At 45.2% G+C, this 22,154-nt stretch carries 17 protein-coding genes; 6 read left to right on the plus strand and 11 right to left on the minus strand.

Features of this window, described 5'->3' with window-relative positions; translation table 11 throughout:
* Window positions 1–27: 27 nt before the first annotated feature.
* On the minus strand, window positions 28–1,242 hold the full coding sequence (locus tag LDN30_RS04480; RefSeq protein WP_223928804.1) for an outer membrane beta-barrel family protein: 1,215 nt from the start codon (window positions 1,240–1,242) through the stop codon (window positions 28–30).
* Window positions 1,243–1,349: 107 nt separating this feature from the next.
* Here LDN30_RS04480 and LDN30_RS04485 point away from each other — a divergent pair, with 107 nt between their 5' ends.
* Entirely contained in the window at window positions 1,350–1,790 is a 441-nt protein-coding gene (locus tag LDN30_RS04485; RefSeq protein ID WP_223925203.1) for an ISAon1 family transposase N-terminal region protein, read from the plus strand.
* Entirely contained in the window at window positions 1,768–2,820 is a 1,053-nt protein-coding gene (locus tag LDN30_RS04490; RefSeq protein ID WP_223925205.1) for a transposase, read from the plus strand. The genes LDN30_RS04485 and LDN30_RS04490 overlap by 23 nt, the downstream gene beginning before the upstream one ends.
* On the opposite strand, the gene LDN30_RS04495 is transcribed toward LDN30_RS04490, so the two are convergent.
* The 6 genes from LDN30_RS04495 to LDN30_RS04520 all read right to left on the minus strand — a co-directional run bounded on the left by LDN30_RS04495 (window position 2,734) and on the right by LDN30_RS04520 (window position 11,732).
* Window positions 2,734–3,420 carry a cysteine peptidase family C39 domain-containing protein gene (locus tag LDN30_RS04495; RefSeq protein ID WP_223928805.1) on the minus strand — a complete coding sequence of 229 codons (687 nt, stop codon included), beginning with the start codon at window positions 3,418–3,420 and terminating at the stop codon, window positions 2,734–2,736. The two genes, LDN30_RS04490 and LDN30_RS04495, sit on opposite strands and share 87 nt — an antisense overlap.
* Before the next feature lie 37 nt (window positions 3,421–3,457).
* On the minus strand, window positions 3,458–4,720 hold the full coding sequence (locus LDN30_RS04500) for a DUF6734 family protein (RefSeq protein WP_223925693.1): 1,263 nt from the start codon (window positions 4,718–4,720) through the stop codon (window positions 3,458–3,460).
* A gap of 94 nt (window positions 4,721–4,814) precedes the next feature.
* On the minus strand, window positions 4,815–7,469 hold the full coding sequence (locus LDN30_RS04505) for a peptidase associated domain and porin domain-containing protein (protein ID WP_223928806.1): 2,655 nt from the start codon (window positions 7,467–7,469) through the stop codon (window positions 4,815–4,817).
* Window positions 7,470–7,915: 446 nt separating this feature from the next.
* On the minus strand, window positions 7,916–9,550 hold the full coding sequence (locus LDN30_RS04510; RefSeq protein WP_223925695.1) for a vitamin K epoxide reductase family protein: 1,635 nt from the start codon (window positions 9,548–9,550) through the stop codon (window positions 7,916–7,918).
* 60 nt (window positions 9,551–9,610) lie between these two features.
* Complete coding sequence (locus tag LDN30_RS16510) at window positions 9,611–9,877, minus strand: T9SS type A sorting domain-containing protein (protein WP_223925696.1); 267 nt, start codon at window positions 9,875–9,877, stop codon at window positions 9,611–9,613.
* A 253-nt stretch (window positions 9,878–10,130) separates the two neighbouring features.
* Window positions 10,131–11,732 carry a hypothetical protein gene (locus LDN30_RS04520; RefSeq protein WP_223928807.1) on the minus strand — a complete coding sequence of 534 codons (1,602 nt, stop codon included), beginning with the start codon at window positions 11,730–11,732 and terminating at the stop codon, window positions 10,131–10,133.
* Window positions 11,733–13,444: 1,712 nt separating this feature from the next.
* Here LDN30_RS04520 and LDN30_RS04525 point away from each other — a divergent pair.
* Window positions 13,445–14,539, plus strand: coding sequence for an IS110 family transposase (locus tag LDN30_RS04525; RefSeq protein WP_223928808.1), 1,095 nt, complete (start codon window positions 13,445–13,447; stop codon window positions 14,537–14,539).
* Between the two features lie 411 nt (window positions 14,540–14,950).
* Here LDN30_RS04525 and fmt read toward each other — a convergent pair whose 3' ends face one another.
* The 4 genes from fmt to LDN30_RS04545 form a co-directional block, all read right to left on the minus strand.
* Window positions 14,951–15,925 carry a methionyl-tRNA formyltransferase gene (gene fmt / locus LDN30_RS04530; RefSeq protein ID WP_223928809.1) on the minus strand — a complete coding sequence of 325 codons (975 nt, stop codon included), beginning with the start codon at window positions 15,923–15,925 and terminating at the stop codon, window positions 14,951–14,953.
* A gap of 69 nt (window positions 15,926–15,994) precedes the next feature.
* Window positions 15,995–17,821 carry a chloride channel protein gene (locus tag LDN30_RS04535; protein ID WP_223928810.1) on the minus strand — a complete coding sequence of 609 codons (1,827 nt, stop codon included), beginning with the start codon at window positions 17,819–17,821 and terminating at the stop codon, window positions 15,995–15,997.
* The gene (locus LDN30_RS04540) at window positions 17,818–18,387 is read right to left on the minus strand and encodes an L-threonylcarbamoyladenylate synthase (RefSeq protein WP_223925703.1); all 570 of its coding nucleotides are present in this window, start codon (window positions 18,385–18,387) and stop codon (window positions 17,818–17,820) included. Before LDN30_RS04540 ends, LDN30_RS04535 begins: the two co-directional genes overlap by 4 nt.
* Window positions 18,388–18,779: 392 nt before the next feature.
* Window positions 18,780–19,754 carry an ROK family protein gene (locus LDN30_RS04545; protein WP_223925704.1) on the minus strand — a complete coding sequence of 325 codons (975 nt, stop codon included), beginning with the start codon at window positions 19,752–19,754 and terminating at the stop codon, window positions 18,780–18,782.
* Window positions 19,755–19,875: 121 nt separating this feature from the next.
* Between LDN30_RS04545 and LDN30_RS04550 the strand changes: the two genes are divergently transcribed.
* From LDN30_RS04550 to rfbD, 3 genes are read left to right on the plus strand one after another with little or no spacing between them, the layout of a single operon-like run.
* Entirely contained in the window at window positions 19,876–20,571 is a 696-nt protein-coding gene (locus LDN30_RS04550) for a LysE family translocator (RefSeq protein ID WP_223925705.1), read from the plus strand.
* A gap of 39 nt (window positions 20,572–20,610) precedes the next feature.
* Window positions 20,611–21,216: a DUF4924 family protein gene (locus tag LDN30_RS04555; protein WP_223928811.1), complete on the plus strand. Its 606-nt coding sequence runs from the start codon at window positions 20,611–20,613 to the stop codon at window positions 21,214–21,216.
* 2 nt (window positions 21,217–21,218) lie between these two features.
* The gene (rfbD, locus tag LDN30_RS04560) at window positions 21,219–22,106 is read left to right on the plus strand and encodes a dTDP-4-dehydrorhamnose reductase (protein WP_223928812.1); all 888 of its coding nucleotides are present in this window, start codon (window positions 21,219–21,221) and stop codon (window positions 22,104–22,106) included.
* Window positions 22,107–22,154 lie beyond the last annotated feature (48 nt).

A 22,154-nucleotide genomic window follows, 5' to 3' on the forward strand; every position in this document is an offset into this window, starting at 1 on the left:
TATTAGCAGGGAGTTTTTGTCCAATATCTATAGTCTGTTCATCTCTCCACTTCCGGCTCCAGTGCCTTTATACTTGGATTCTTGTCGATTTAACGTGTATCGGATAGTGACAGTGGCGCAACGCCCGTAATATCGATTGGATTCTGACAACTTAACATTGGGACAATACAACGTCGATGCGTCGTTGTTGTGATTCAATATATCATCAACAGAGAATTTTATATTCACTTTGTCTTTGCATAAAGACTTTGAGACATTTAGACTCAAGTCATAGACGTTCTTGTAGAAATAAGTATTCTGGCTGTTTCCCTTTGTCTGGCAGTTGAAATCAATAACAGCAAGCCATCCATTGGCTGTCTTGAAATTGTTTGATATTTCAAAGGCCCATATTGGTTTTTCGAAATTGCCCGTGAAATATTCTGTTCGTTTTATCCATTGTTTTATGAGTCCTATAGTGATTTCTGGATTCCATATACCTATTTGCGGACTGACCACCAATGTAGGAGCAAGGACACTCACATGAGGAATGTTCTTGTATGTTGTCATCAATACATACGGATTGCCAGACATTGGATATGAATAATATATGATGTCATGATGTCTTGTAGAGTAATCGAGCACGAATTGTATGAAGTTCCAGTACATAATTAACGACAAATCATTGATTGTAGTATTCTCCAATAAGGGGTTGCCTGTATTTAGTGAATACATACTTGCATACTGTATATCATTGCTCAGCTGTCTGTAGGATGGACGTGCTATCTTGGAAGTGTATGAGAGGTTCAGTCCAACCTGGCCGATGGAGGCATCGACACTGAAAGAAGGGAAGAAGTTGTTGAACACCTTGTGGGTTTTCGTAGCATCCTTGTAGGTATAGTTCACATTCTCATATCTCATACTTGCCGATAAACTGAGGAAGTCAAAGTCGTATGTATAGCCCGTGAAGAATGCCAATGATGTCTGTTGAAATCTTCCATTGGCAGTAGGTACGTATCCGAGAGCCTCCTCATAAATGTCTTTTCTCTTAGTGTACGTGTCCTCTGTGCCTATATAATATTTTCCACCCAACAGAGGTGCAGACAAGGACATTTTAAAAGCGAAAAGTGTATTCCGGACCGAATTGATGGTAGAGAGATGCCTGTCGTCGTTTGCTTTCGCCTGTTCGTTAACATCATTGTTGGTGTCATACCCTGTATGCATAAAGTCGGCATCCATCTTAAGATTTGACTTTCCAAAATTCAAATTATAGTGGCGCAGGGGGATTTTTCCGTGGATGTCCCTGCACTCGCCTAACTAAAATATAGTGAAACAGCGTTGCTGATGTCGGGAAACTATGTTACCTTTGCAGCATGGCAAAGAAACTATCGACATTCGACTACTCAACATTAGTCCGTTACATGCTGCCCGATGGCATCCTTGATTACTTCGAGATCACTAAGATCGACGAAGAAGTTACTAACGAGAAGGACGAAACAGGCACCGTCATCCGTATTCTTCACATCTACCTTGACGAGCGCGACCTGCGTGACAAGGTCTGGCATGACCTTCAGCCCAACGGTTTCACGGAGCCTCGCTTGTTCAATGACTTCCCACAACGCGAGCATAAAGTTCTGCTGCATGTCCGTCGCCGTCGTTGGTTGGACGGAGACGGTCACAACGTCGTCCTTGAAACCCTGCCTCTTGTGGCAGAGGGAACCTGCTACTCTGTAGAGTTTGCGGATTTCTTAAAAAAAATGGTTGGATGCCTTCCCAGTGACGGCCCAATGCGTGGGGCGCTTCTTCCGGACTGACGGGAAGTACCTCGGGCGTGCCTACAAGGAGCATCTGAGTGGCTTTACGGACTGGGACCAGAAGGAGCATGCCGGTGAGTGGGTGCTTCAAGAGAAGAACATGGGCGAGCGACTGTGCATAGACGAGACGATGCTTCACCATGACCTGATCACGTTCCTCTCCAACAGGGACGGACACTGCAAGAAGGGAACACTCATAGCTGCAGTCAAGGGCACGACCGTTGCTGACGTGACGAAGCATTTTGACGAGATACAAGAAGAGAGCCGAAATAAAGTCAAGGAGGTGTCGATGGACTTCTCCGACAGCATGATGGGCATTGTCAAGAAGTCCTTCCCACAGGCAGAGATAGTTATAGACCATTTCCATGTCATCCAGCTTTATACGACCAGGGGACTTGATGCGATGCGCATGAAGCTCAAGCGCACCAACACGACCGAGGTCAAGAGAGAGGAGCGGGAGTTCAGAAAGCAGCAAGAGAAGCGGGCCAAGGCAAGGGACAGGTACGCCGAGACCCATGAGGTCAAGAAGAGCAAGAACGGCAAACGCCTCGGCAGGCCGCGCAAGCGGAAGAATGAAAAGTTTGAGCCGAAGAAACTCAGCAATGGAGAGACCAAAGCCGACTTGCTGACGCACGTAAGATACCCGCTGACGAAAAACCACAATGACTGGACTGACTTCCAGAAGGAGGAAATGCGCCTGCTCTTTGAGATTGAGCCAAAGATGAAGGCTGCATACGGTCTGCTCTGCGCCCTGCGCAACATCTTCAGCAAGAAAAAGGACAGGAAGAGTGCAAAGAAAGCGCTCCATAAGTGGTACAAGAATGTCGGAAGAACCCGCATTCGGGAAATCATATCAGTACGTGACACCATCAAGGCCAAAGAGGAGTATGTGCTAAACTTCTTCAACAACAGGTCAACGAATGCGCCAGCCGAGTCGCTCAACTCAAAGATTAAGGGACTGCGTGCTCAGGTGCATGGGGTCAGTGACCTTCCCTTCTTCATGTTCCGCTGTTTCACGATATTTGGTTAGGCGAGTGCAGGGGGCATCCACGGAAAAATCCCCCTGCGCCAAAAAATGACGCTTGTATGGATTCAAGTATGAATAGAGATAAAGGGCTTTCTTTTGATTGTTGTTTGCTCTAATATCTTTTTTTTCTTCTTCACTCTCACTATAAAAGTCCTTTGTAGGGGATAAGAACAAGACGATTCCTGTCTCATCACCAAATTTGTTAACAGAATTGAGAAAAGATCTACCGAACTCGCTTTCTTTGTACTTTACTCTTAATCCAGTTGCAGGATTAGCAATGTAATAGACAAATCCTATTGATGTTTTCTTTACTTTATATAATACAACAAAGTGATTTTGATTCCAATAAACTATACAAGGCAACAAATCATTCTGGCAAAGCTCAGTCATCGTTAGTTGAACGCCTTTCGACCAAAACCCAATTTTGCCAGCTGCCATACTAATCCCATACATGGACACGCCCTCGTTCGAAACAGAGCATAAGTCACGTATGTAATCTAACTTATATTGTTTCCCATAATAATCACATATCATTGCAAGACATGCAGCACCGCAGTCCATTGAGTCAAATTGTCGTATAACACGGAATCTCTTTTTCAACATTTTTAGATTGATATCTGTAGACGGCAATAAAAAATCTTTATGCAACGGTTAAACATTTCGTAATATAAAGACTTTCCATGATGAGGTAGAAAACGTCAGTAACAATCTCATAAAATGATAAATTGATAGTATCTTTTTCATTGGATATTATTTTGCATACATTCATTCCTGTAGTCTTCCGCTCAAAATATGTAAGCAACAAACGCCAGTCCGTCAATTTGCTTTTCTCTTTAGGTGTATTTAGATAATGCCCACCATCTTTTTCCTCTATCCAACAATCATTATTAAGTATAAACTCATAATTGGTCATTATATCGTTAATATCCACAGCATGATTAATTTTTGAATATATTTTACAGAAATTGAGATAATCCGCCATGGATTTTGTGTTTTCCTCAAACACATTCTGCTCAGAGTCCAGATACGACATAATGCGTTTGTAGTATGAAGGAAAATCATACTTCATTCTAAACTCAATTTGTTCACAAATATATGTAACTTTTTTTAATTGGCCAATACAATGTGTATACTTGCTCTCATATTGCGCTGTTTCAATAGTGCTGAATTTCAGAATTTCATCAATTTCACTATTGGGCACCAGAAAAGAAACCTTCTCTTGATAATTCTGGGCAAATTCCTTCAATAAGAGTTGTTCGAATACGACATTAAATTTGCCTTTCAAATTTCCAGAATGCAAAATGGCATCATACATACTATTAAAGCAGGTTACTGCTTGCTTGCTGTATTGCTGAATAAAATTTATGTCGTTGCCTCCAAACACACCCATATTATAAGCAATATTACATCTGCTGTCACGAATGATATCAGGCACTGAATTTACATTCTTTCTTATGTAATCCAATGCAAGATGGTAGTCTGTCAAAGAAAACTCGTCTATATTCTCTATACTTTGACAGGCCACATCGGCACTAATTATATTCTGGGGGAACGGGTGCCAAATAAAAACATCATTGTCAACATGCAAAAATGGCTCATTCTGAACAGAATATGTTTTGACTTTAGCGAATGCCCAAAATGCTTCATCAACCTCTGACAAGTCATCGAGAATTGTATGGTATCTATAGTAAGGGAGCTGAAGAATGTCTTTAAAAAGAGATTTACCGAATGTATCAGTGTATAATTCCAAATGAGGATAATATCGGGATATGGTCAGACAGCTATACGCCATAGAGAGTAAAAAGTAGCGATAGTTAAGCCAGCCTCCTTGATACCGATTCTGACATACATTTTGATTGGAATGGAAAAGAGGCTTACTCCAAAATGTCTGTATTATTTTCATCTTTTTTGTTTAATATGTGAGTCTACTTTAAAAAGTTTTTGCAAAATCAAGTATTGATTATTACATTGAAGGCTTTTTAAAGCAGACTCGTATGTTATTTCCGTTTTGGGCTGACATTGAACTTCCAGGCAAGTGAAAGCATGATATATCGGGGCAGGCTATTGTACCAAACCTCTGTGCGGCCTTGGGCGTTCATCTCATAACGGGTGCTGCTCAATTGATGCAACAGGTCGAAACCTGTAAGCTTTGCGACGAGTGCGCCCTTCATGAAACTGCGGCTCAAATGGGCATTCCACACCCAATCCGTGGTATTCATCATGCTGTCGTAGTAGCCCCGCCGGGCATATAATGTGATATCTGACCCAAAGGCGATCTTCCAAGGGAGCTGAAGATCCGTTGTAAGTCCAACCTGATAATCGCCGGCATGGATATTTTTGAAGTCACTCCGTTGGCTGTTGATGTAGTAATATGTTCCGCTGGCATGGAGTGCAAATTCAATGCGGTCGTTAGGGCGGAAGTTCAGTTTTACTTCGTCTCCCATTTGCCAGTTATTAACTATGCTGCGCAGACTACTTGCGTTTTCTTCTGTATTAGTCATATCGACATTATGATTATATCGAACGGACAGGCTGTTGTCCAGAGTCCAACGGCGCGCGCTGTCCAACGGCAGAGTAAATCCCGTCTGTCCTTCCATTCGCCAGTTGCCGTTGACGCTGACAGGCTTTATGGTAGAGACACCCGTACGCATGTCGTATAGAGTAGCATAAGCAATATCGTTGTCGGTCTTGCCGTATTTTACAGAGGCATTCCACATTCGCTGTCCGTTTCCCTCATGGCGCAATAGGAACGAAGCCTGATAGCGATGAATGTTTTTCAATTCGGGGTTGCCGGATATGAGATACAAAGGGTCGGAGTCGTCAAGGTAGTCAACCTTCTTGACCAAATCGGGAATCTCCGATTTTATGCCGGCACTCAGCTCCCACCTTACCGAATTCCCGCCGGTGAAGAAGGCCTCCGGTTCAAAGAACACCTCACGTTCCGACACATCGTGCCGCCACATGCGTGTGTAATAGAGGTTCTTGCTGACCAATCGGAGGGGAAATCGGATGTAGCCGTATTCTATGTTCATCTTATTGTGGCCAGTGGCACCATTGATTTCCCATTCCAGCATCAGCCGATGATGGTTCTGGTATTCCGTGTAGTAATAGCTGTTATTGGCATCTAACACTTTCATCAAGGCCGCCCGCGACGACGGAAGAAGGTCGTAGCGCGTACTGTCGAAATTCTCGAGCTTGTCAAGTCTGTATAGGGCGTTGTTGGTTTTGTTGTATTTATATTCGTACTGATACTGCGGCCGCAGGCTCCATCCCGGCCAGTTCCAGTCGTAAGCAACACCCTCCTTTACATCCCAGTGTCTGCTGTCATTTGCCAGATATCTATTGCGGAAGTCGCGGGTCTGGCTTGCATCCACGTATTTAAGGTCGTAGAGCGAGAAACTGCTGCCATGCAGCTTGTCATACTCCATGTTGAAATCGGAATGCAGCATGTCGGTAATGTACTTTAATGAACTGTTGTTGGCCAGTTTCAGATGATAGTTCTCGCTTTTGTCCATACCTAGCTCAATGAGCTCGTTCAATAAGGCTGTTGAGTCGTAGCTGGCCGAGAATGCGTTCGCGTATTTATTATCACGCTTATAGTGGAAGTCAACATTGGTCATTGTAGAATATTTGCCGCTCTCACCGTACCGCAGGGCGTTTTGGCTGTCAAAGATCGTTGTCTTAGACTCTGTTCCACTCTGCGATTGCCTTATGAAATTGCTTCCGGGTAAGAAGGTCTCAATGTTTTTGCGTGTTTGAAGGTCGCCGTCGTCATGCGATATGGTGTTTTGTGTGGTTAGCCACTTGTCCATATTGCTGTCGAAGAATCTCGCATAGCTGAAATTGGCCGAGCGGTTCGTCACCAAGCCATTAGGAGTATCCTGTGGTGTCCATCGGCCTGTCATGTCGGCTTTCTGATTGTCACTAAGGTTGTTGATATTAGTAAAAGCAAACAACATCTCTTTGCGCGACGACTTCATACCAAAGCCTTTCAACGCGAAACGCCCATTGGTACCCATTCCTGCCTCAACGTTGCCAAAGAATGTGGAGTAGTATTCCTTTTTCAGTTTAACGTCCATCACCAGACTCTTGTCGCCCATATCCCTTTGCATGAGGCGAGAGTTTTGCCCCTCACGGTCATAGACCTTTATCCTGCTGACAGTATAGGACGGCAGGTTCTCCAGTGCCATCTTCGGATTACCGCTGAAGAAATCCCGGCCGTTGACAAGCAAGCTCTTAACGAGTCGGCCGTTGACAAATATCTGACCGTCACGTGTCAACTGTGCTCCCGGCAGACGAGCAACGAGTGCATCGAGCATGCTGCCTTCTGCCAGGTTGAAGGCATCGGCGTTATAAACAATGGTATCACCGCGCATCACCATTTTTATCTTCGTCGCCTTTACGGTAACTTCTTGCAGCTCATGGAAATCATGCTCCATCAGAAGAGGCTTTACCATGAGAACGGACTGACGCTGACTTTGTAAGGTGATATTTTCATAAGCGTCTTTATAGCCTAACATGGATGCCTTGACAATGTATTTTCCTTTTCTCAGGTTAATGTCTTTGAATTCATACGTAGCTATCTGACCCTGGTAAGGAACGTCCTCGACAGTAGCATCGATACAGGCAATTACAGTGCTGTCAGTATTCATCAAGAATACTTTTGCGGGTACAGGCTCACCGGTTATGTTGTCTGCAACGCGACCATGCACGTTATGATTTATATTGTCAGCGTAAGCGTTTACGCTGCAAATAAAAACCAGAATGATAAATAATGCGATACGATTCATATATTTTATTGTAAAAGTGTCTCTATATAGTAATAAGCTATAAGAGACACTATTGTTAGTCTTTAAAGTTTTTCTTGAACATTAACCGCACCAACAGACTAAACCGCCTGAAAATGGAAGATATTGACATCTTCCACTCTTTCCATGCCAAGTACAGTATTGGCCTTCATACGAGCAACCAGATCCTGAGCCGCCAACGACATGCTTCAGTTGCTCTCGGGTCAGCGAGCTTCCGCCTTCCCATTTAAACGAAATGTTTTTTTTCATAAAACTGAATTTTAATTAATAACATATGATTTGCTAGCAATCTACATTTTTATAAGGCTCTTCATTAACACACTAAAGTCTTCTTCAGAATAGAAATCATCTGGCAAATGATGTCTGCCAATATAGAAAGTCGGTGTGTATAGGATTTTTAATTCCTTTGTCTTTTTCTCCATCCATGTTATTTTGTCGCCTTGTTTACTTATTGAAGCATCATCTATGTCATACTTTCTTTTGAAAATTTCATAGTCTTTCTTTTTAAGACTATACCATTCATGTAGAACTTGTTTCAAAAATGTATTACCATAATGCTCTTTAAGTGCAAAAAATAACTTAATGATGTTTTTCTTAGCATCACTATCGTTGCGGTTTACACAGAAAATCACTTGCATGAATACTTCGGGATTTTCAAATAATTTCTCCATCCTAAGATGAGACTTCGAGCATGCGCTACAAAATGGATCGCAGACTTTTAAAATCTTTACTTTTCCACAAGGATTTCCAATATTGATGCTCATTTCTTCAGGAATCCTTTCTATTAACGGCTGATTATTTAATAAAGCTTGAAATACACTGCTATCATATCTTAGCCTATTAAAGTAAGGATATAACGAATTAAGTTCCATACTTCTACCACACAAAGCTATATACATATTACTTGCCCATAACATGATTAAGCCTATAGTAACAAATAGAACTAAGCTCTTTGTTGTGATATGTGGATACGAAGATAGAAAGCCTCCATAAACGGACACCACAAATATGTACACTAAAATTGACATAATTGACAAGCACATAATACACAATTGCTTGGCAATTTTGATTTGATAATAAAGTGAGTATATTATAAAGGGCAAGGATATTAGGTTTAAAAATGATGCAGTATGGATGTAACTTAGCGAATCACTGCCCAGACATGTCAAGATAATAAAGGAGCTTGCAAAGTATGCAAATCCAATAGAAGCCCAACTGACACCGTAGAGCGTACTACCATGCGATTTTAGAACAGAAGTACAATTCAAATGTTTTCCAACGGGGCACAATCTCTCAACAAGAGATGACTTGTGGTCATTTGCCTCAAAATCTACGAGCATTGCACAAATCACGCATCCTGCTCCTAATCCTAAAATATACAGAGTTTCATAAATTGATGCATTCGGTGTTAGTACATCGAATAGTGATAAGCCGATAGTTATAGCTAATACAGAGAAAGGTATGAGCTCTACAAACCTCTTGACGAGGAACTTGCATCTTTTGGCTTTCGAACTGTTTTCTCCTACATAGTTGTCTGTATCAATAGAGGTCGCAATACCCCCAAATATTTTAGCGAAGTGGTCAAATGAAATTCTTTCTTTCTTGTGATTAATAGGGTTGAACCAAGCAACCGTATATTGTGAGAACGACCAGACAATGCTAAAATAGTAATTTGAATCTACATAAACCAGAACAATGAATGGCTTTGTGTAGGTATGCAAATCTTCTATTTTTTGGATTGAATAAGAATTGACTATTACATTGAATTTCCCTAGTATGTCTGTAATGGCTAAAATGGAATCTGGATAAGGATGCTTTACAAATTGTTTGCAGATGGTCTCTTTACTGATAGAAAGCTTGTATGTTTTTACAATCTGCCAGCAAATCTCAGAACAATTTGTGAATTTGTATTTGTATAAATCCATATCAGCTACTTTATGAGTTGCTTGTTCTTGTTCTATCTAACACTTGTGCTTTGACTCATGTCAAATTACCAGATCTCCACTATATGTGGCATTGTCTAACACTATGCAGAGCCTGTACGTGCCTTGTGGTATGTCGCCTATATTCATGGTGACGGTACCACTCCCTGAGATTGTGGCGACTGCACAGTCCACGACTGTATTGTTCGCGTCGTAAACGTACAATTGAACGGTTCCAGTGTAACGTGAGACGTCAATTGTGATAACGCCATTATCATAGTCAGCTACTACTTGAGTGGCTGATGGTATGCGTGCACCACCTTGATGCATTGTTCCAGCCCTTTTGACGTTAATAGTAGAGGCTTGACTAGGGGGAAATAAGCAACATCAACAATAATGAAATAATTTGCTTCATAATGTAAGTCTTTTAAAGTTTCCGATTGCAAAATTAGGAAGTTTTTTCGATGCATCAAAATTGTTCATGTCTATTTCTTCCGTTATAGATGTTTGCATAAAGTGTTTATATTCAGAATATTATCAAAAATACCTCTATTCTCGATGTCTATTTCTTCATTTTTGGGCATCAAAAAGCTTCAATAAAAGACCTAAGTGATGGGCTGTTTCCTCCTTCCAAACCAACTTTTGACTTATACACGAAAAGCTTCTGACGGATTGACTTTTCGCTGATATTGTAAATCAATCCCATAGCCTTGGATGACATTTTGAGGCGAAGAAGAATCATGAACTTCACATCGTCATCACTTAAGTTAGGGAATCGTTCCCTTAATCTTGAGATGAAATTGCCTTCGACATTATCAACAAACATTCTGATTTCCTCCCAGTCCTCCTCTGTCAGCACAACAACGTCCTTTTTGTTTCCACGTATTTCCTCTATCCTTTTTGCTATATTGATTTTTTTAAGCAGGTAGCTGCGCATGGTTGAAAGCTGAATTTCTTTATGGCGCAATTCCTCCTCGTGCGTTTTCTCCTCCATTTCATGCCTCTCTTTCTCGTATTTAATTTTTCTTTTAGCTTTAAGTTTATACTGCCGAAAGGCATAAACAATAAAAATTACAACGACTATTGCTGAAAGAAATATCAAACCTATAACCCATATTAGCAGATTTGCTTTTTCTTCGCTGATGCCTTTTTCGTATTGAGCAGTAACCAAGGAAGTATAGTACTTTTCCTTATCGTTAAGCTCATTACCATACATCTCTTCTATATAGTGATATGCTGAGTCCGCAAATGAAACAGCATTGGAATAATCGTGCTCCTTTGTTGCAGCCAAATGTCGTATATAATAATAAATGTATAGGTCGTTAGGCTTATCAACTTTAATCTTGTTCATAAAGACTTTGCATCTTTCTAACGAATCTGCATCTAAATAAGCCCATGCTAAATTTAATAATTTAGATACATCATTATTATTGCTTAATTCACACGACTGACGTGAGCACCACAAAGATCCTTTATAATCTTTTTTTTGACTCAAAATAGAAGCCATGTCTTGATAAGCGTCAGAAATGCAGATAGAATCCCCTGTCAGTTTTGTCAGCTTTATTGCTGCAACACACTCCTCTTCCGTCAAATCCAAACTGTCGGCGAGTAACAATGCATCGGTTACTTGTAACCTGAAATACGCTTTGTTTATATTAGTAGCATTAGGCAAACCGGAATATATTCTATCAGCTTTCCGTGCCACTAATACTGCTGCTCGCGGATTTGAATTACCTAAGACTTTTGATAATTTCTCCAAGGCAAGGCATTGGGTGTACTTGTCGCCCTGCTTTTCAGCAACATCAGCAGCTTTCTGCAAGCAGTCATTCGCCTGCTCTGTGCTGTCATTTAGCATGTAGTATTTACCCATATAGTACTCACACTTGGAATAGAGCGAATCTTGCTCTCTATTATTATAATAGGTGTAGGCAGTTCTTAACAAAGAGTCGTTGTCAACATCCTGTCCGCTCTTGTCCTGTGCGATTGTGTAGACAAGGGCATACCGCGCCATTTCGGCTTTACCAAGTTTTGCTTGGTCAACTCCATTAAGTACCGACAAGGCACTATCCGGTGCTGTTGCCGTTAGATGATAGGCCAAGTCAATAGCTCTGTTGTGTGTTTCCTTGCAGCCTGTAACGAGAAATGCGGTCAGCACAGATAAGATTATAATAATTTTGTTGTTCATTGCATCGTAAATTTTGGCAAAGTTACGCATTTGTTGTCAATGCAGCAAATATATAAGGTCTATTTCTTCAGTTTGTTTACTTCTTTTAATTGGTTGATAACCAGCTATATATCGGTTGTAATTAAATTCATAGGTCTATTTCTGCATCTACATGCAAGAAATAACGTCGGATATGTCATGTCTTTCCTACTTTAATACATCAGAACGTGATGCAACTTCCAGTGGCGCTATAGTCTGTTTGAAGTGGGTATCCACCGATTTATGTGCTATAGATTCCATCCGATGCCAGTGGTGGGGTAATCAGCGTTTTGGAGTATCATCTTACATCCTTGTTTACTGTAATAATTGATATACGCTGACAATCAGGATTACCAGACAAAGAGATGGAGTCCGGTTTTAGCTTATTGTTCTTTCGGTGCAAAGATACAAAATATCTTTGCCAAATCCAAATTTTAGCAGGGTAGAAAGGGGTATAGAAAAGAGGGTGGGACTGTGACTATAATGGTTCATGGAGCCAGTGAAGTTGAAAAACCTTGAAAAAAGGCTGATGCATCGGAAGTTAATACACCGCGGGAATAGTCATCAGCGGTTTTGCCGGTTTTACTTGCGATTGCAAGCGCAAGGGTTTGATTTTTTCCCCCGAAGAGAATGGGCTTTTCCCTGCCCTCGTACTTACTTATGACCCGATATTATGTCCTTATTCCGCTGAAGATATATTCGTGAGCCATTGAAGATATATTCGCTGACAACAGAGATATTGTTCTTCAGCAGTGTACGGATTTTTCATTTAACCCAACTTTGACATCGTGTTTTGCTTAGTTGTTCTGTATCAGCAATTTAGTGTTTTAATAAAGTCCTACTGTGTTCTACAGATTTTATTCGCACGGATTTCACAGATTACACGGATTTATTTTAAAATTTATCTGTGGCAATCTGTGAAATCTGTGTGAATTATTCACAGGGTGTTTTACCCTTGCCGTGATGCAAGGGCTGCGCCCTATGTTTCTTCCCGGTGCCGACTTGCTTCGAAGCAAGCTTCGGCAAGTCGGCACCGGGAAGAAACAGCCTTCGTTCCTCAGACTTGCATCACGGCAAGGAAAACCGGAAAAACAGCTGATGCCGTGATTTTTACTTAGCCAACGCAAAGCCCCGGCAACTTGAATTTGTTGAGGTGTTATCATCCCTGTATACCGCGATTTTACTCAGCCAACGCAAAGCCCCGACGGGGCTTAATTCTCAAAAGCCCCAGACTAAGGGAGTGCAGCGACCCAGTCTGGGGTAGACCGTGGACGCGAGAATTCACGACCAGCCTCGAAGAGGTTGAATAGCGGAACGCGCAGAAACATATTTGCTTTTGCGCACTCCGTGCTATTGTGCGTCTTCGAGGCACAGAATATTTGTTTTGTGTCTTGTCCGCTGCTGGTAGGACGGGGATTAACCCCGCCCCTACTTTATCTTTGCAGTGTGAATATTTTAAAGGTTTATGCCTTTAGTTTCATGGTTAATTTTTACCTTTGTTGTTGTAAGGAAAAGTTGACCACCGGAGGGATAATCTATACCCCCTACTAGACTTCGAGCCTAATCGCCGTTATAGACCCTCCGGATTGAAGCTGCAGAGACCAAGTAGGAAGTTAGGCTCGAAGCCTAAATAAAGTATTAGTCGGGACAACTTCTCGGTCAACTCGTTACTTACTTCATTAAAAGACAAAGTTATGAAGAAATTCTGTATTGGCATAGACATTGCCAAAAAAACTTTTGATGCGACTGCAATTTTCGTCGAATCGATAGATTCGTTGAACGAGGTTGGTTACAGACAGTTCGAAAACTGCCCGTCAGGCTTCAGAGCTCTTGTCTCATGGGCAAAGAAGTTGTGCAAGCAATGCAACGGCAAGCTGTCGGAAGACGGACTGTTCTGCATGGAGACTACCGGTGGATACGACAGGCAGATCTGTATGTATCTTCACGACAAAGGCCAGAACGTATGGCGCGAGAGTGCTTTGCAGATACACCGTTCCTCCGGGTTCAGACGCGGGAAGAACGACAAGGCCGACTCGAGGAACATATCAGAGTATGCGGCCAAACATCAGGACAAGCTTGTCCTTTTTTCGCCCGATCCAACGGTTATCATGGAACTGAAGGAAATAGTGAATTACCGCGCCACAATGGTAGAACGCCGAAAAGAGGCAAAGACAAGGCTGTCGGAAAAGAAGTTCACCACAGTACTTGGCAAATCGCAGACAGAACGCGTAATAAACAAAATGTCTGAATCCGAGATAAAGACACTCGACGAGATAATCGAAAAGTGTAACCAGGAAATCGAGCGCATTATCAACTCTGACGAGGACTTGAAGAGAAACTACCTGCACATGACTTCCATAAATGGACTCGGCCTGGTCAATGCAGCTTGCATTATCGCATACTCGTCGAATTTCAAGAAGATAACCACACCCAACAAGATGTCCTGTTACGCAGGCGCTCATACGTTCTATGACGAATCCGGCACCTCTGTCCACAAGAAGGATCCAAGCAAGAACGTATGCTGTAAGATGATAAAGAACAACCTCAGAATGGCTGCCAGAAGTGCGATTATCTACAACCGAGAGATAAAGGCCTACGCCGACAGACTGGAAAAGAAAGGCAAGCCGTACAGCATTGTCCTCAACAACGTAATAAACAAACTCCTGCACATAACATACTCACTTGTAAAAAACGACTGCGACTATGAATACAATCATGAATTACTGAGAAAACTCAAAACGGTGGAGCCTGTATTGAAGACGGAACCTTCACTTGAGGCAGCACTATAAATGTAAATAAAAAATCAACATTACAATAAATTTAGTTAAAAACGAAAAATAATCGAGATTTCCTTTGGTCAGAAACCTAGGAAGCGGCGGCGGAGTGCTGCAAACGTCTTAGAATCAGTGGCTTGGATAGAATATTAGGTAGGGTAGGCTGTCATCAATCCACTGGTATGCGTTAATGATTTGTTTGCAGGGTACGGTTGGGTAGGGTAAGAGACCATCTTTGACCACATTATACATAAGATTAATTGCACGTTAATCTCGGATGGTTTCTATTACGCCAGTACCACGATTCTATTTTTTACTGCTAATAATGAATAATCGTTGCTTCGGTTATCTATTCGATGTGATAGTTTTCGTTGGTGTGGAAGCCATTATTTCCTGCTGACAATGAATAATCGTTGCTTCGGCTATCTATTCGAAACGATAGTTTTCGATGGCGTGGAAACCATTGAGGAAGGCAGAGGTCTCCATACGTTTTTTCCCAGACAGCTGCAACAGCGTTATCTCTAACAGATTGTTGGCGGTGTTGACAAGAAGATGATTTTTCACGACGACTATCGTTCCCGGCTCTCCGTTTGACGGTTTGTCGGTTTTTACCGTTTTGAAAATTTTTACTGTATAGTCCTTACCGCCGTCGGTGGCCTTCATCTCGGTCCAGGCACCTGGATAGGGGCTCAGTCCGCGCACGAAGTCGTAGATGCTCTTGCCATTCCTGCTCCAGTCAATCCTGCAAGTGTCCTTGAAAATCTTTGGGGCTGTATGCAGTTCAGTATCAGCGTCTACCACTTGAGCCTTGCTGTCGATGTGTCCGTCGCCGGCTATCAGCTTATCGATGGTCTCCTTGGCGGCCTCTGCGCCGAGCTTCATCAGTCCGTCGTAGACGTATTCCACATCGGCATCGTCGGGAATCGGGAATTCCTTCTGAAGGATAATCCGTCCTGTATCGATGTCCTTGTCGAGGAAGAATGTCGTCACTCCTGTCATCGTCTCACCGTTGATAACAGCCCAGTTGATAGGTGCTGCACCACGATACTGCGGCAGCAGTGCTGCATGAACGTTGAAAGTGCCATAGCGGGGCATGGCCCACACTACCTCGGGCAGCATGCGGAAAGCTACAACGACCTGCAAATCAGCATTGTACGACCTCAGCGTCTCGACGAATGCCGGGTCCTTCATCTTCACCGGTTGCAGCACCGGCAGACCTTTCGACAGCGCATACTCCTTTACTGCTGACGGCTGCAACCGGTCTTGATGGCGCCCTACGGGTTTGTCGGGTTGTGTCACGACAGCCACAACGTTATATCCGGTCTCAACGAGAGTTCTCAGCGACTCCACTGCAAACTCGGGAGTGCCCATGAAAATTATTCTTAAATCTTTCTTGTCCATAATTGTTTGTCGCCGCCGGCCATTTTTTATTCCCTTATGGTGCGGCGGAACGGTCTTGAAGTTATAATGTTATTCCTCACTCATATCGGCAACTATCTGACGGTAAGTGCCATAGACATGCGTCCTGGTGATATATCCTTTCAGACAGTCGTCGGCATCGAGCACCGGGAGCATCTGCGCTCCGGTGGCATCGAACCTCTTCATCACACTGTTGGCATCGTCGCTCTCGTGGAGTACGGCCGCCGGCTTCGTCATTAGCTGCGACACGCGGAACCGGTGGTAAAGCTCCGTCCTGAAGATGACGTGGCGTATTTTCGTGATGTCAATCTCGCCGAGCAGATGTCCGGCATCGTCGAGCACCGGAATATACGATGTGCGGCTGCGGCTGATGGCATGAACGAGGTCGCCCATCTCCATATCGGGCTGTACGGCGGTATAGTCCTTGTCGATGAGGTCGTCGAGGTTCATCAGCGTGAGCACCGAACGGTCGGTGTGGTGGGTAATGAGTTTTCCCTCCCTTGCCAGTCGGATAGCGTATATGCTGTGCTGTTCGAAGATGGATATCGTGAGATAAGCCGAGATGGCCACAATGATCAGCGGTATGAACAGCGAGTAGCCTCCCGTGAGCTCAGCAATGAGGAAGATGCCTGTCAGCGGTGCATGCATCACGGCTGCCATCACCGCCGCCATGCCGTAGAGGGTGAAGTTGCGTTCGGGAATGTAGACCCCGAGGTGGTACATGTTCCAAAAGCGTGCGAAGAAGAATCCTCCGAAACCGCCGATGAACAGTGACGGTGCGAATGTTCCGCCGCAACCGCCGGCCCCGTTTGTCGAACTCGTTGCGAATACCTTCGTGAGCATCACCATTCCCACGTAGAGCAGTAGCAGATTATCGTTGCCGGCGAACATTGATCCGTTCATCACCGTATCCCAGTCGGCTGTCGTTGTACCCTCGATGAACACCCTCAGGGCATTGTATCCCTCTCCGTAGAGCGACGGGAAGAAGAATATCAGCGACGACAGGGCGACGCCGCCCACGGCCAATTTGGCATAAGGGTGACGGGCGAGTTTTCCGTATCCGCTCTCGCACCACGTCATTACCCTCATGAAGTAGAGCGAGAGGAATCCGCAGAAGATGCCGAGCAGGATGACCGCCGGTATGCGGTCGAGTTCCCATACGTCGGCCATGTGGAAATTGAACATTGGCGACGCCCCCGTGAAGAGGTAGGAGAAACATGCTGCCGTGACCGACGAAATCATTATCGGTAGCAGCGATGCCATCGTCATATCGAGCATCAGCACCTCAAGGGTGAATACGAGTCCGGCTATCGGCGCCTTGAATATTCCGGCTATGGCCGCCGTGGCACCACATCCCACGAGCAGCATGAGCGTCTTGTTGTCGAGGTTGAAGATCTGTCCTAAGCGTGAGCCGATGGCTGACCCAGTGAGTACTATTGGAGCCTCGGCACCCACCGATCCACCGAAACCTATGGTTATGGCAGACGCTATGACCGACGACCAGCAGTTGTGGGGCTTCAGTCGGCTTCGGTTTGTCGAGATGGCGTAGAGCACACGTGTGATACCGTGCGAGATATTGTCCTTGACTACATATTTTATAAATAGCGTTGTCAGCCAGATGCCTATGACCGGGAAGACGAGGAAGAGCCAGTTGGAGCTGGTGACTGAGAATCCCGACACGAGAAGGGTTTGAATCTGACTGATGAGCCAGTGGAGGATGTAGGCCGCGAAAGCCGCCAAAATGCCCACGACGAACGAAAGCAACAACACAAACTGGTTGTCGCTGATGTGCTTCGTGCGCCATTCGATAATCCTGTCGAGCGTCGAGCGCTCTTCATCGGTAGCGTCTGTCCTGCTGCTTGTTGCTGCTGCAATCATTTCCTGATGACGGTTACTTCTCCTTTCTCGCTGAGCTTGATGATGCTCGACGGCTTGTGTGGCTTATGCTCGTTGCGACGGCTCTCACAGACATAGTCGACGGCCGAGAGCAATTCCGGGTCTATGTCACAGAAGTTTTGTGCTGCCGGATTGCCGCTGATATTGGCACTTGTCGACACCACGGGCTTCTGGAATCTGAAACACAGCTCGTGCGAGAACGGCTCGTTGGTTATTCGCATGCCTATGCTCCCGTCGTCGGCAATGAGGTTATGGGCCAGGTTCACGGCGTTGTCGAGGATAATGGTTGTCGGTTTGTCGACGGCGTCGATGAGGTCCCATGCCACATTGGGGATGTTCCTTACGTAGCGTTGCAGTCGCGCGTCGGAGTCGACGAGGCAGATGAGAGCCTTTGAGTCGTCGCGGTGCTTAATCTTGTAAACGCGGGCTACGGCCTCGGCGTTAGTGGCGTCGCAGCCTATTCCCCATACGGTATCGGTAGGGTAGAGAATGACTCCGCCCTTTCGCATGCATTCTACAGCTTTCTGTATATCTTCACTTTGTTTCATATCTTAGCCAACAAAGTTACAGCAAATAAGTGGAATTACAAAGAAAATCGTGTTTTATTTTTTTATACCGTCAACGGAACCCCGGCTATTAGCCGTTGGCGGTTGTTGGCCTTGCTATGGCCTTTGTTGTACATCGCGGGGGTAATGATGTGAGGATGGGGGACAGACTCTGGCTGCGAGCCTGATGCCGTACCGATTATTGCGATAAATATTTACAGCATTCCCATACATATCAAATGACGTTGCCAAACGGACTGTTTTGCATCGCGAAACGGCCCGTTTGGCAACGTAAAAGGTACCGTTTTGCAATGCGAAAGGTACCCTTTTAGTAAGCTGCTGAGCAGCAATGAGTTACAGCAGTGGTCTAACTCTGTCGTTAATTTGAAATAATTTTACAAGTCCCATCCTATTGCTGATGCTCCGAGAACGGCAGCTCCGGCATCGTCGAGGGTGCTGACGAGGAACTTTGCCTTGCCGCGGAAGATGTTCAGCACGTGCTTGTTGTACTCCTCCTCGATAGGTTTCATGATGAGGTCGCCGGCCTTTGTCAGTCCGCCGAAGAAGATGAAAGCCTCCGGTGAGCAGAAAGCGGCGAAGTCGGCGCAGGCATCGCCGAGCATCTTTCCGGTGAATTCGTATACGCGCTTAGCAAGTGCGTCACCCTTCGAGGCTGCAATGCTCACGTCGAGCGATGTTATCTTCTCTGGGTCGAGCTTGCGCAGCAGGCTATCCTCTGTGCTGACGGTGAGATATTCCCTTGCCGTACGTGCCACACCGGTAGCCGAGCAGTAAGCCTCGAGGCATCCTGTGCGACCGCAGCCGCATGTGCGTCCGTTCTCGCGTACCATTGTCACGTGGCCGAGTTCGCCTGCAAATCCGTCACAACCGTAGACGAGCTGTCCGTTGATGACGATGCCGGAGCCTACGCCGGTGCCCAAGGTGAGCATGACGAAGTTCTTCATTCCGCGCGCGGCACCATACTGCATCTCGCCGATGGCAGCTGCGTTGGCGTCGTTGGTGATGCCGACGGGTATGCCGAGCTTGTCGCTGAACATCTGTGCCAGTGGGACGACGGTCTCGTGAGCCCACGACAGGTTTGGTGCGTACTCGACGGTGCCCTTGTAGTAATTGGCGTTAGGGGCGCCAATACCCATGGCCTTAATCTGCTTGATGCCGCCCGCTTCCTCGATAATCGGGAGCAGACACTCCACTCCTGCCTTGACGAAGTCGTCGACATTCTTGTAAGCTTGTGTTTTTATGGAACTTGTGGCAAGAATCTCACCACGTTGATTGACGATTCCAAATACGGAGTTGGTTCCTCCTAAATCTAAGCCGACTACAAACGGCTTTGGCTGCTGTTCTTCCATCTGATGAAATTTGTTTAGTTGGTAAATGTTTGGGCAAAGATATTAATTTTAATTGACCTAACAAACTTTTACACGGTAAATTTGCTTAATTCGCATATTTTTTGCAATTTTGCACCTGATAATGAATACGTTGTTTCAGTCATATTTCCCTGTTGATATCCTTGAACTGATTATCAAGGGAATGATTATTGGTATGGCAGCATCGGCTCCTATGGGACCTGTGGGCATCCTCTGTGTGCAGCGCACGCAGAAGAAAGGGCGCTGGTATGGGTTCGTCACGGGGGTTGGGGCTGCTGTCAGCGATTTTATATACGCTCTGATAACGGGTATCGGCCTGAGCTTTGTGCTCGACTTCATCAATAATCCCGTGTATAAATTCTACTTCCAGCTGGCCGGAGGAGTGATGCTGCTGGTCTTCGGACTCTACAGCTTTCTCAACAATCCGCTCCGCAACGCGCATAAGGGAGGGCAGAAGAGCACCGGCTCGCTGTGGTACAACTGCTGGACGGGATTCCTCATCACCTTCAGCAATCCGCTCATCGTGCTCCTCTTCATGGCCCTGTTTAGCATGTTCAACTTTGTGGTGCCCAATCATCCGTTGGCCATGTGCGTGGGCTTTGCGAGCATCATTGGCGGTGCTGTGCTCTGGTGGTACGGGCTGACGTGGCTCGTCGATAAGATTAGGGCGAAGTGGGACCTCCAGGGTGTGGTCATTATCAACCGCATAATTGGGTCGCTCGTCATTCTCTTCAGCCTGATAACGCTGATAGGAACCATTTTCAACATCTATTTATTTCCGATAAGCAGCGGCCACTAAAGGCGCTGACGCTTAGGTCGGGACAATTAAGGAGAAAAAATGTTTGTAGCAAAGAAAATAAGAGAAAAAAGCATCGCCGAGTACCTGCTCTATATGTGGCAGGTGGAGGACATTATCCGCGCTTTCGGATGTTCGTTGCCGGCGATAGAGAAGAACTACATCAGCCGTTTCGATTATACCGCTGAACAGAAGGCCGACGAAACCGACTGGTATGGCAATCTCATCAGGATGATGAACGCCGAGGGCAAGCGCGAGCAGGGCCATCTGCAGATTAACGAGGTCATTATGGACGACCTCATCGACCTGCATAAGAGGCTGTTGGCCTCCAACCGGTTCCCGTTCTACAGTGCCGAATACTATAAGGTGCTGCCGTTCATCGTCGAGGTGAGGAGCAAGAACAAGCGTGCCGAGGAAAAATTCAAGGAGGAGGGGTCGACGGAGACTCCCCTCGTGGAGGCTGATGCCAACGAGAGCGAGATAGAAACGTGTTTCGACGTTCTCTACGGAATAATGATTCTGCGACTTCAGAAGAAGCCTATCTCGCCCGAAACAGAGCATGCCGTGAAGGAGATGACAACGTTCGTGGGAATGCTGTCGGACTATTATCAACAGGATAAAGAAGGAAAATTGCAATTTGACGATTGATTATGAAGATATTAGTAACTGGTGCCAACGGACAGCTTGGCAACGAAATGCAGATTGTTTCGAAGAACAGTAAGGACGAATACATCTTTACTGATGTGTGTGACGGATACCAAAAGCTTGATATCACCGATATCGATGCTATTCGTAAAGAGGTGAAAGACAACGACATACGGTGCATCATCAACTGTGCCGCATGGACAAATGTCGACAAGGCTGAGACTGCCGGCGACATCGTGGAGACCCTCAACGCCACTGCTCCGGAGAATCTCGCTAAAGTGATGAAAGAGGTTGGCGGACTGCTCATACACATCTCCACCGACTATGTGTTCGGCGGCGACCCCTATAATACTCCTTGCCGCGAGGACCAAAAGGGCACTCCCACAGGCGTTTACGGTCTGACAAAGCTCCACGGCGAACAGAAGATTCAGGCTGTGGGCTGCCATTATATCATCATCCGCACCGCATGGCTATACTCTGAATTCGGCCATAACTTCGTAAAGACAATGCTCTCGCTGACAGCCACTAAGGCGCAGCTGAAGGTTGTCTTCGACCAGACGGGCACACCGACGTACGCCGGTGACCTCGCTGATGTCATTTTCGACATTGTGGAGAATAGAAAATTCGAGGGCAACGACGGTATCTACCACTTCTCCAACGAGGGCGTGTGCTCGTGGTATGACTTCACAAAGAAGATTGCAGAGCTCGCCGGCAATACGGCTTGCGACATTGAGCCGTGCCACAGCGACGAGTTCCCGTCACCGGTGAAGCGTCCGGCATACAGCGTGCTCGACAAAACAAAGATTAAGGAGACCTTTGGCGTAAAGATTCCTTACTGGGAAGACTCCGTGAGGAAGGTCGTGGCTACGCTGAAAGAGCAGGAGGCAAAATAAGCTCTTGGCTTTTGCAGTCAATAGGCCTACCGATTTTTAACAACAGAC

Source organism: Prevotella lacticifex (genome assembly GCF_019973375.1).
GTDB classification, from domain to species: Bacteria; Bacteroidota; Bacteroidia; order Bacteroidales; family Bacteroidaceae; genus Prevotella; species Prevotella lacticifex.

Coding starts and splice junctions, on each gene's coding strand:
- LDN30_RS04500 (WP_223925693.1), bottom strand. CDS start 4,720: ATGAAAATAATACAGACATTTTGGAGTAAGCCTCTTTTCCATTCCAAT.
- LDN30_RS04520 (WP_223928807.1), bottom strand. CDS start 11,732: ATGAACAACAAAATTATTATAATCTTATCTGTGCTGACCGCATTTCTC.
- LDN30_RS04505 (WP_223928806.1), bottom strand. CDS start 7,469: ATGAATACTGACAGCACTGTAATTGCCTGTATCGATGCTACTGTCGAG.
- rfbD (WP_223928812.1), top strand. CDS start 21,219: ATGAAGATATTAGTAACTGGTGCCAACGGACAGCTTGGCAACGAAATG.
- LDN30_RS16510 (WP_223925696.1), bottom strand. CDS start 9,877: ATGCATCAAGGTGGTGCACGCATACCATCAGCCACTCAAGTAGTAGCT.
- fmt (WP_223928809.1), bottom strand. CDS start 15,925: ATGGACAAGAAAGATTTAAGAATAATTTTCATGGGCACTCCCGAGTTT.
- LDN30_RS04510 (WP_223925695.1), bottom strand. CDS start 9,550: ATGGATTTATACAAATACAAATTCACAAATTGTTCTGAGATTTGCTGG.
- LDN30_RS04540 (WP_223925703.1), bottom strand. CDS start 18,387: ATGAAACAAAGTGAAGATATACAGAAAGCTGTAGAATGCATGCGAAAG.
- LDN30_RS04495 (WP_223928805.1), bottom strand. CDS start 3,420: ATGTTGAAAAAGAGATTCCGTGTTATACGACAATTTGACTCAATGGAC.
- LDN30_RS04545 (WP_223925704.1), bottom strand. CDS start 19,754: ATGGAAGAACAGCAGCCAAAGCCGTTTGTAGTCGGCTTAGATTTAGGA.
- LDN30_RS04550 (WP_223925705.1), top strand. CDS start 19,876: ATGAATACGTTGTTTCAGTCATATTTCCCTGTTGATATCCTTGAACTG.
- LDN30_RS04535 (WP_223928810.1), bottom strand. CDS start 17,821: ATGATTGCAGCAGCAACAAGCAGCAGGACAGACGCTACCGATGAAGAG.
- LDN30_RS04525 (WP_223928808.1), top strand. CDS start 13,445: ATGAAGAAATTCTGTATTGGCATAGACATTGCCAAAAAAACTTTTGAT.
- LDN30_RS04485 (WP_223925203.1), top strand. CDS start 1,350: ATGGCAAAGAAACTATCGACATTCGACTACTCAACATTAGTCCGTTAC.
- LDN30_RS04555 (WP_223928811.1), top strand. CDS start 20,611: ATGTTTGTAGCAAAGAAAATAAGAGAAAAAAGCATCGCCGAGTACCTG.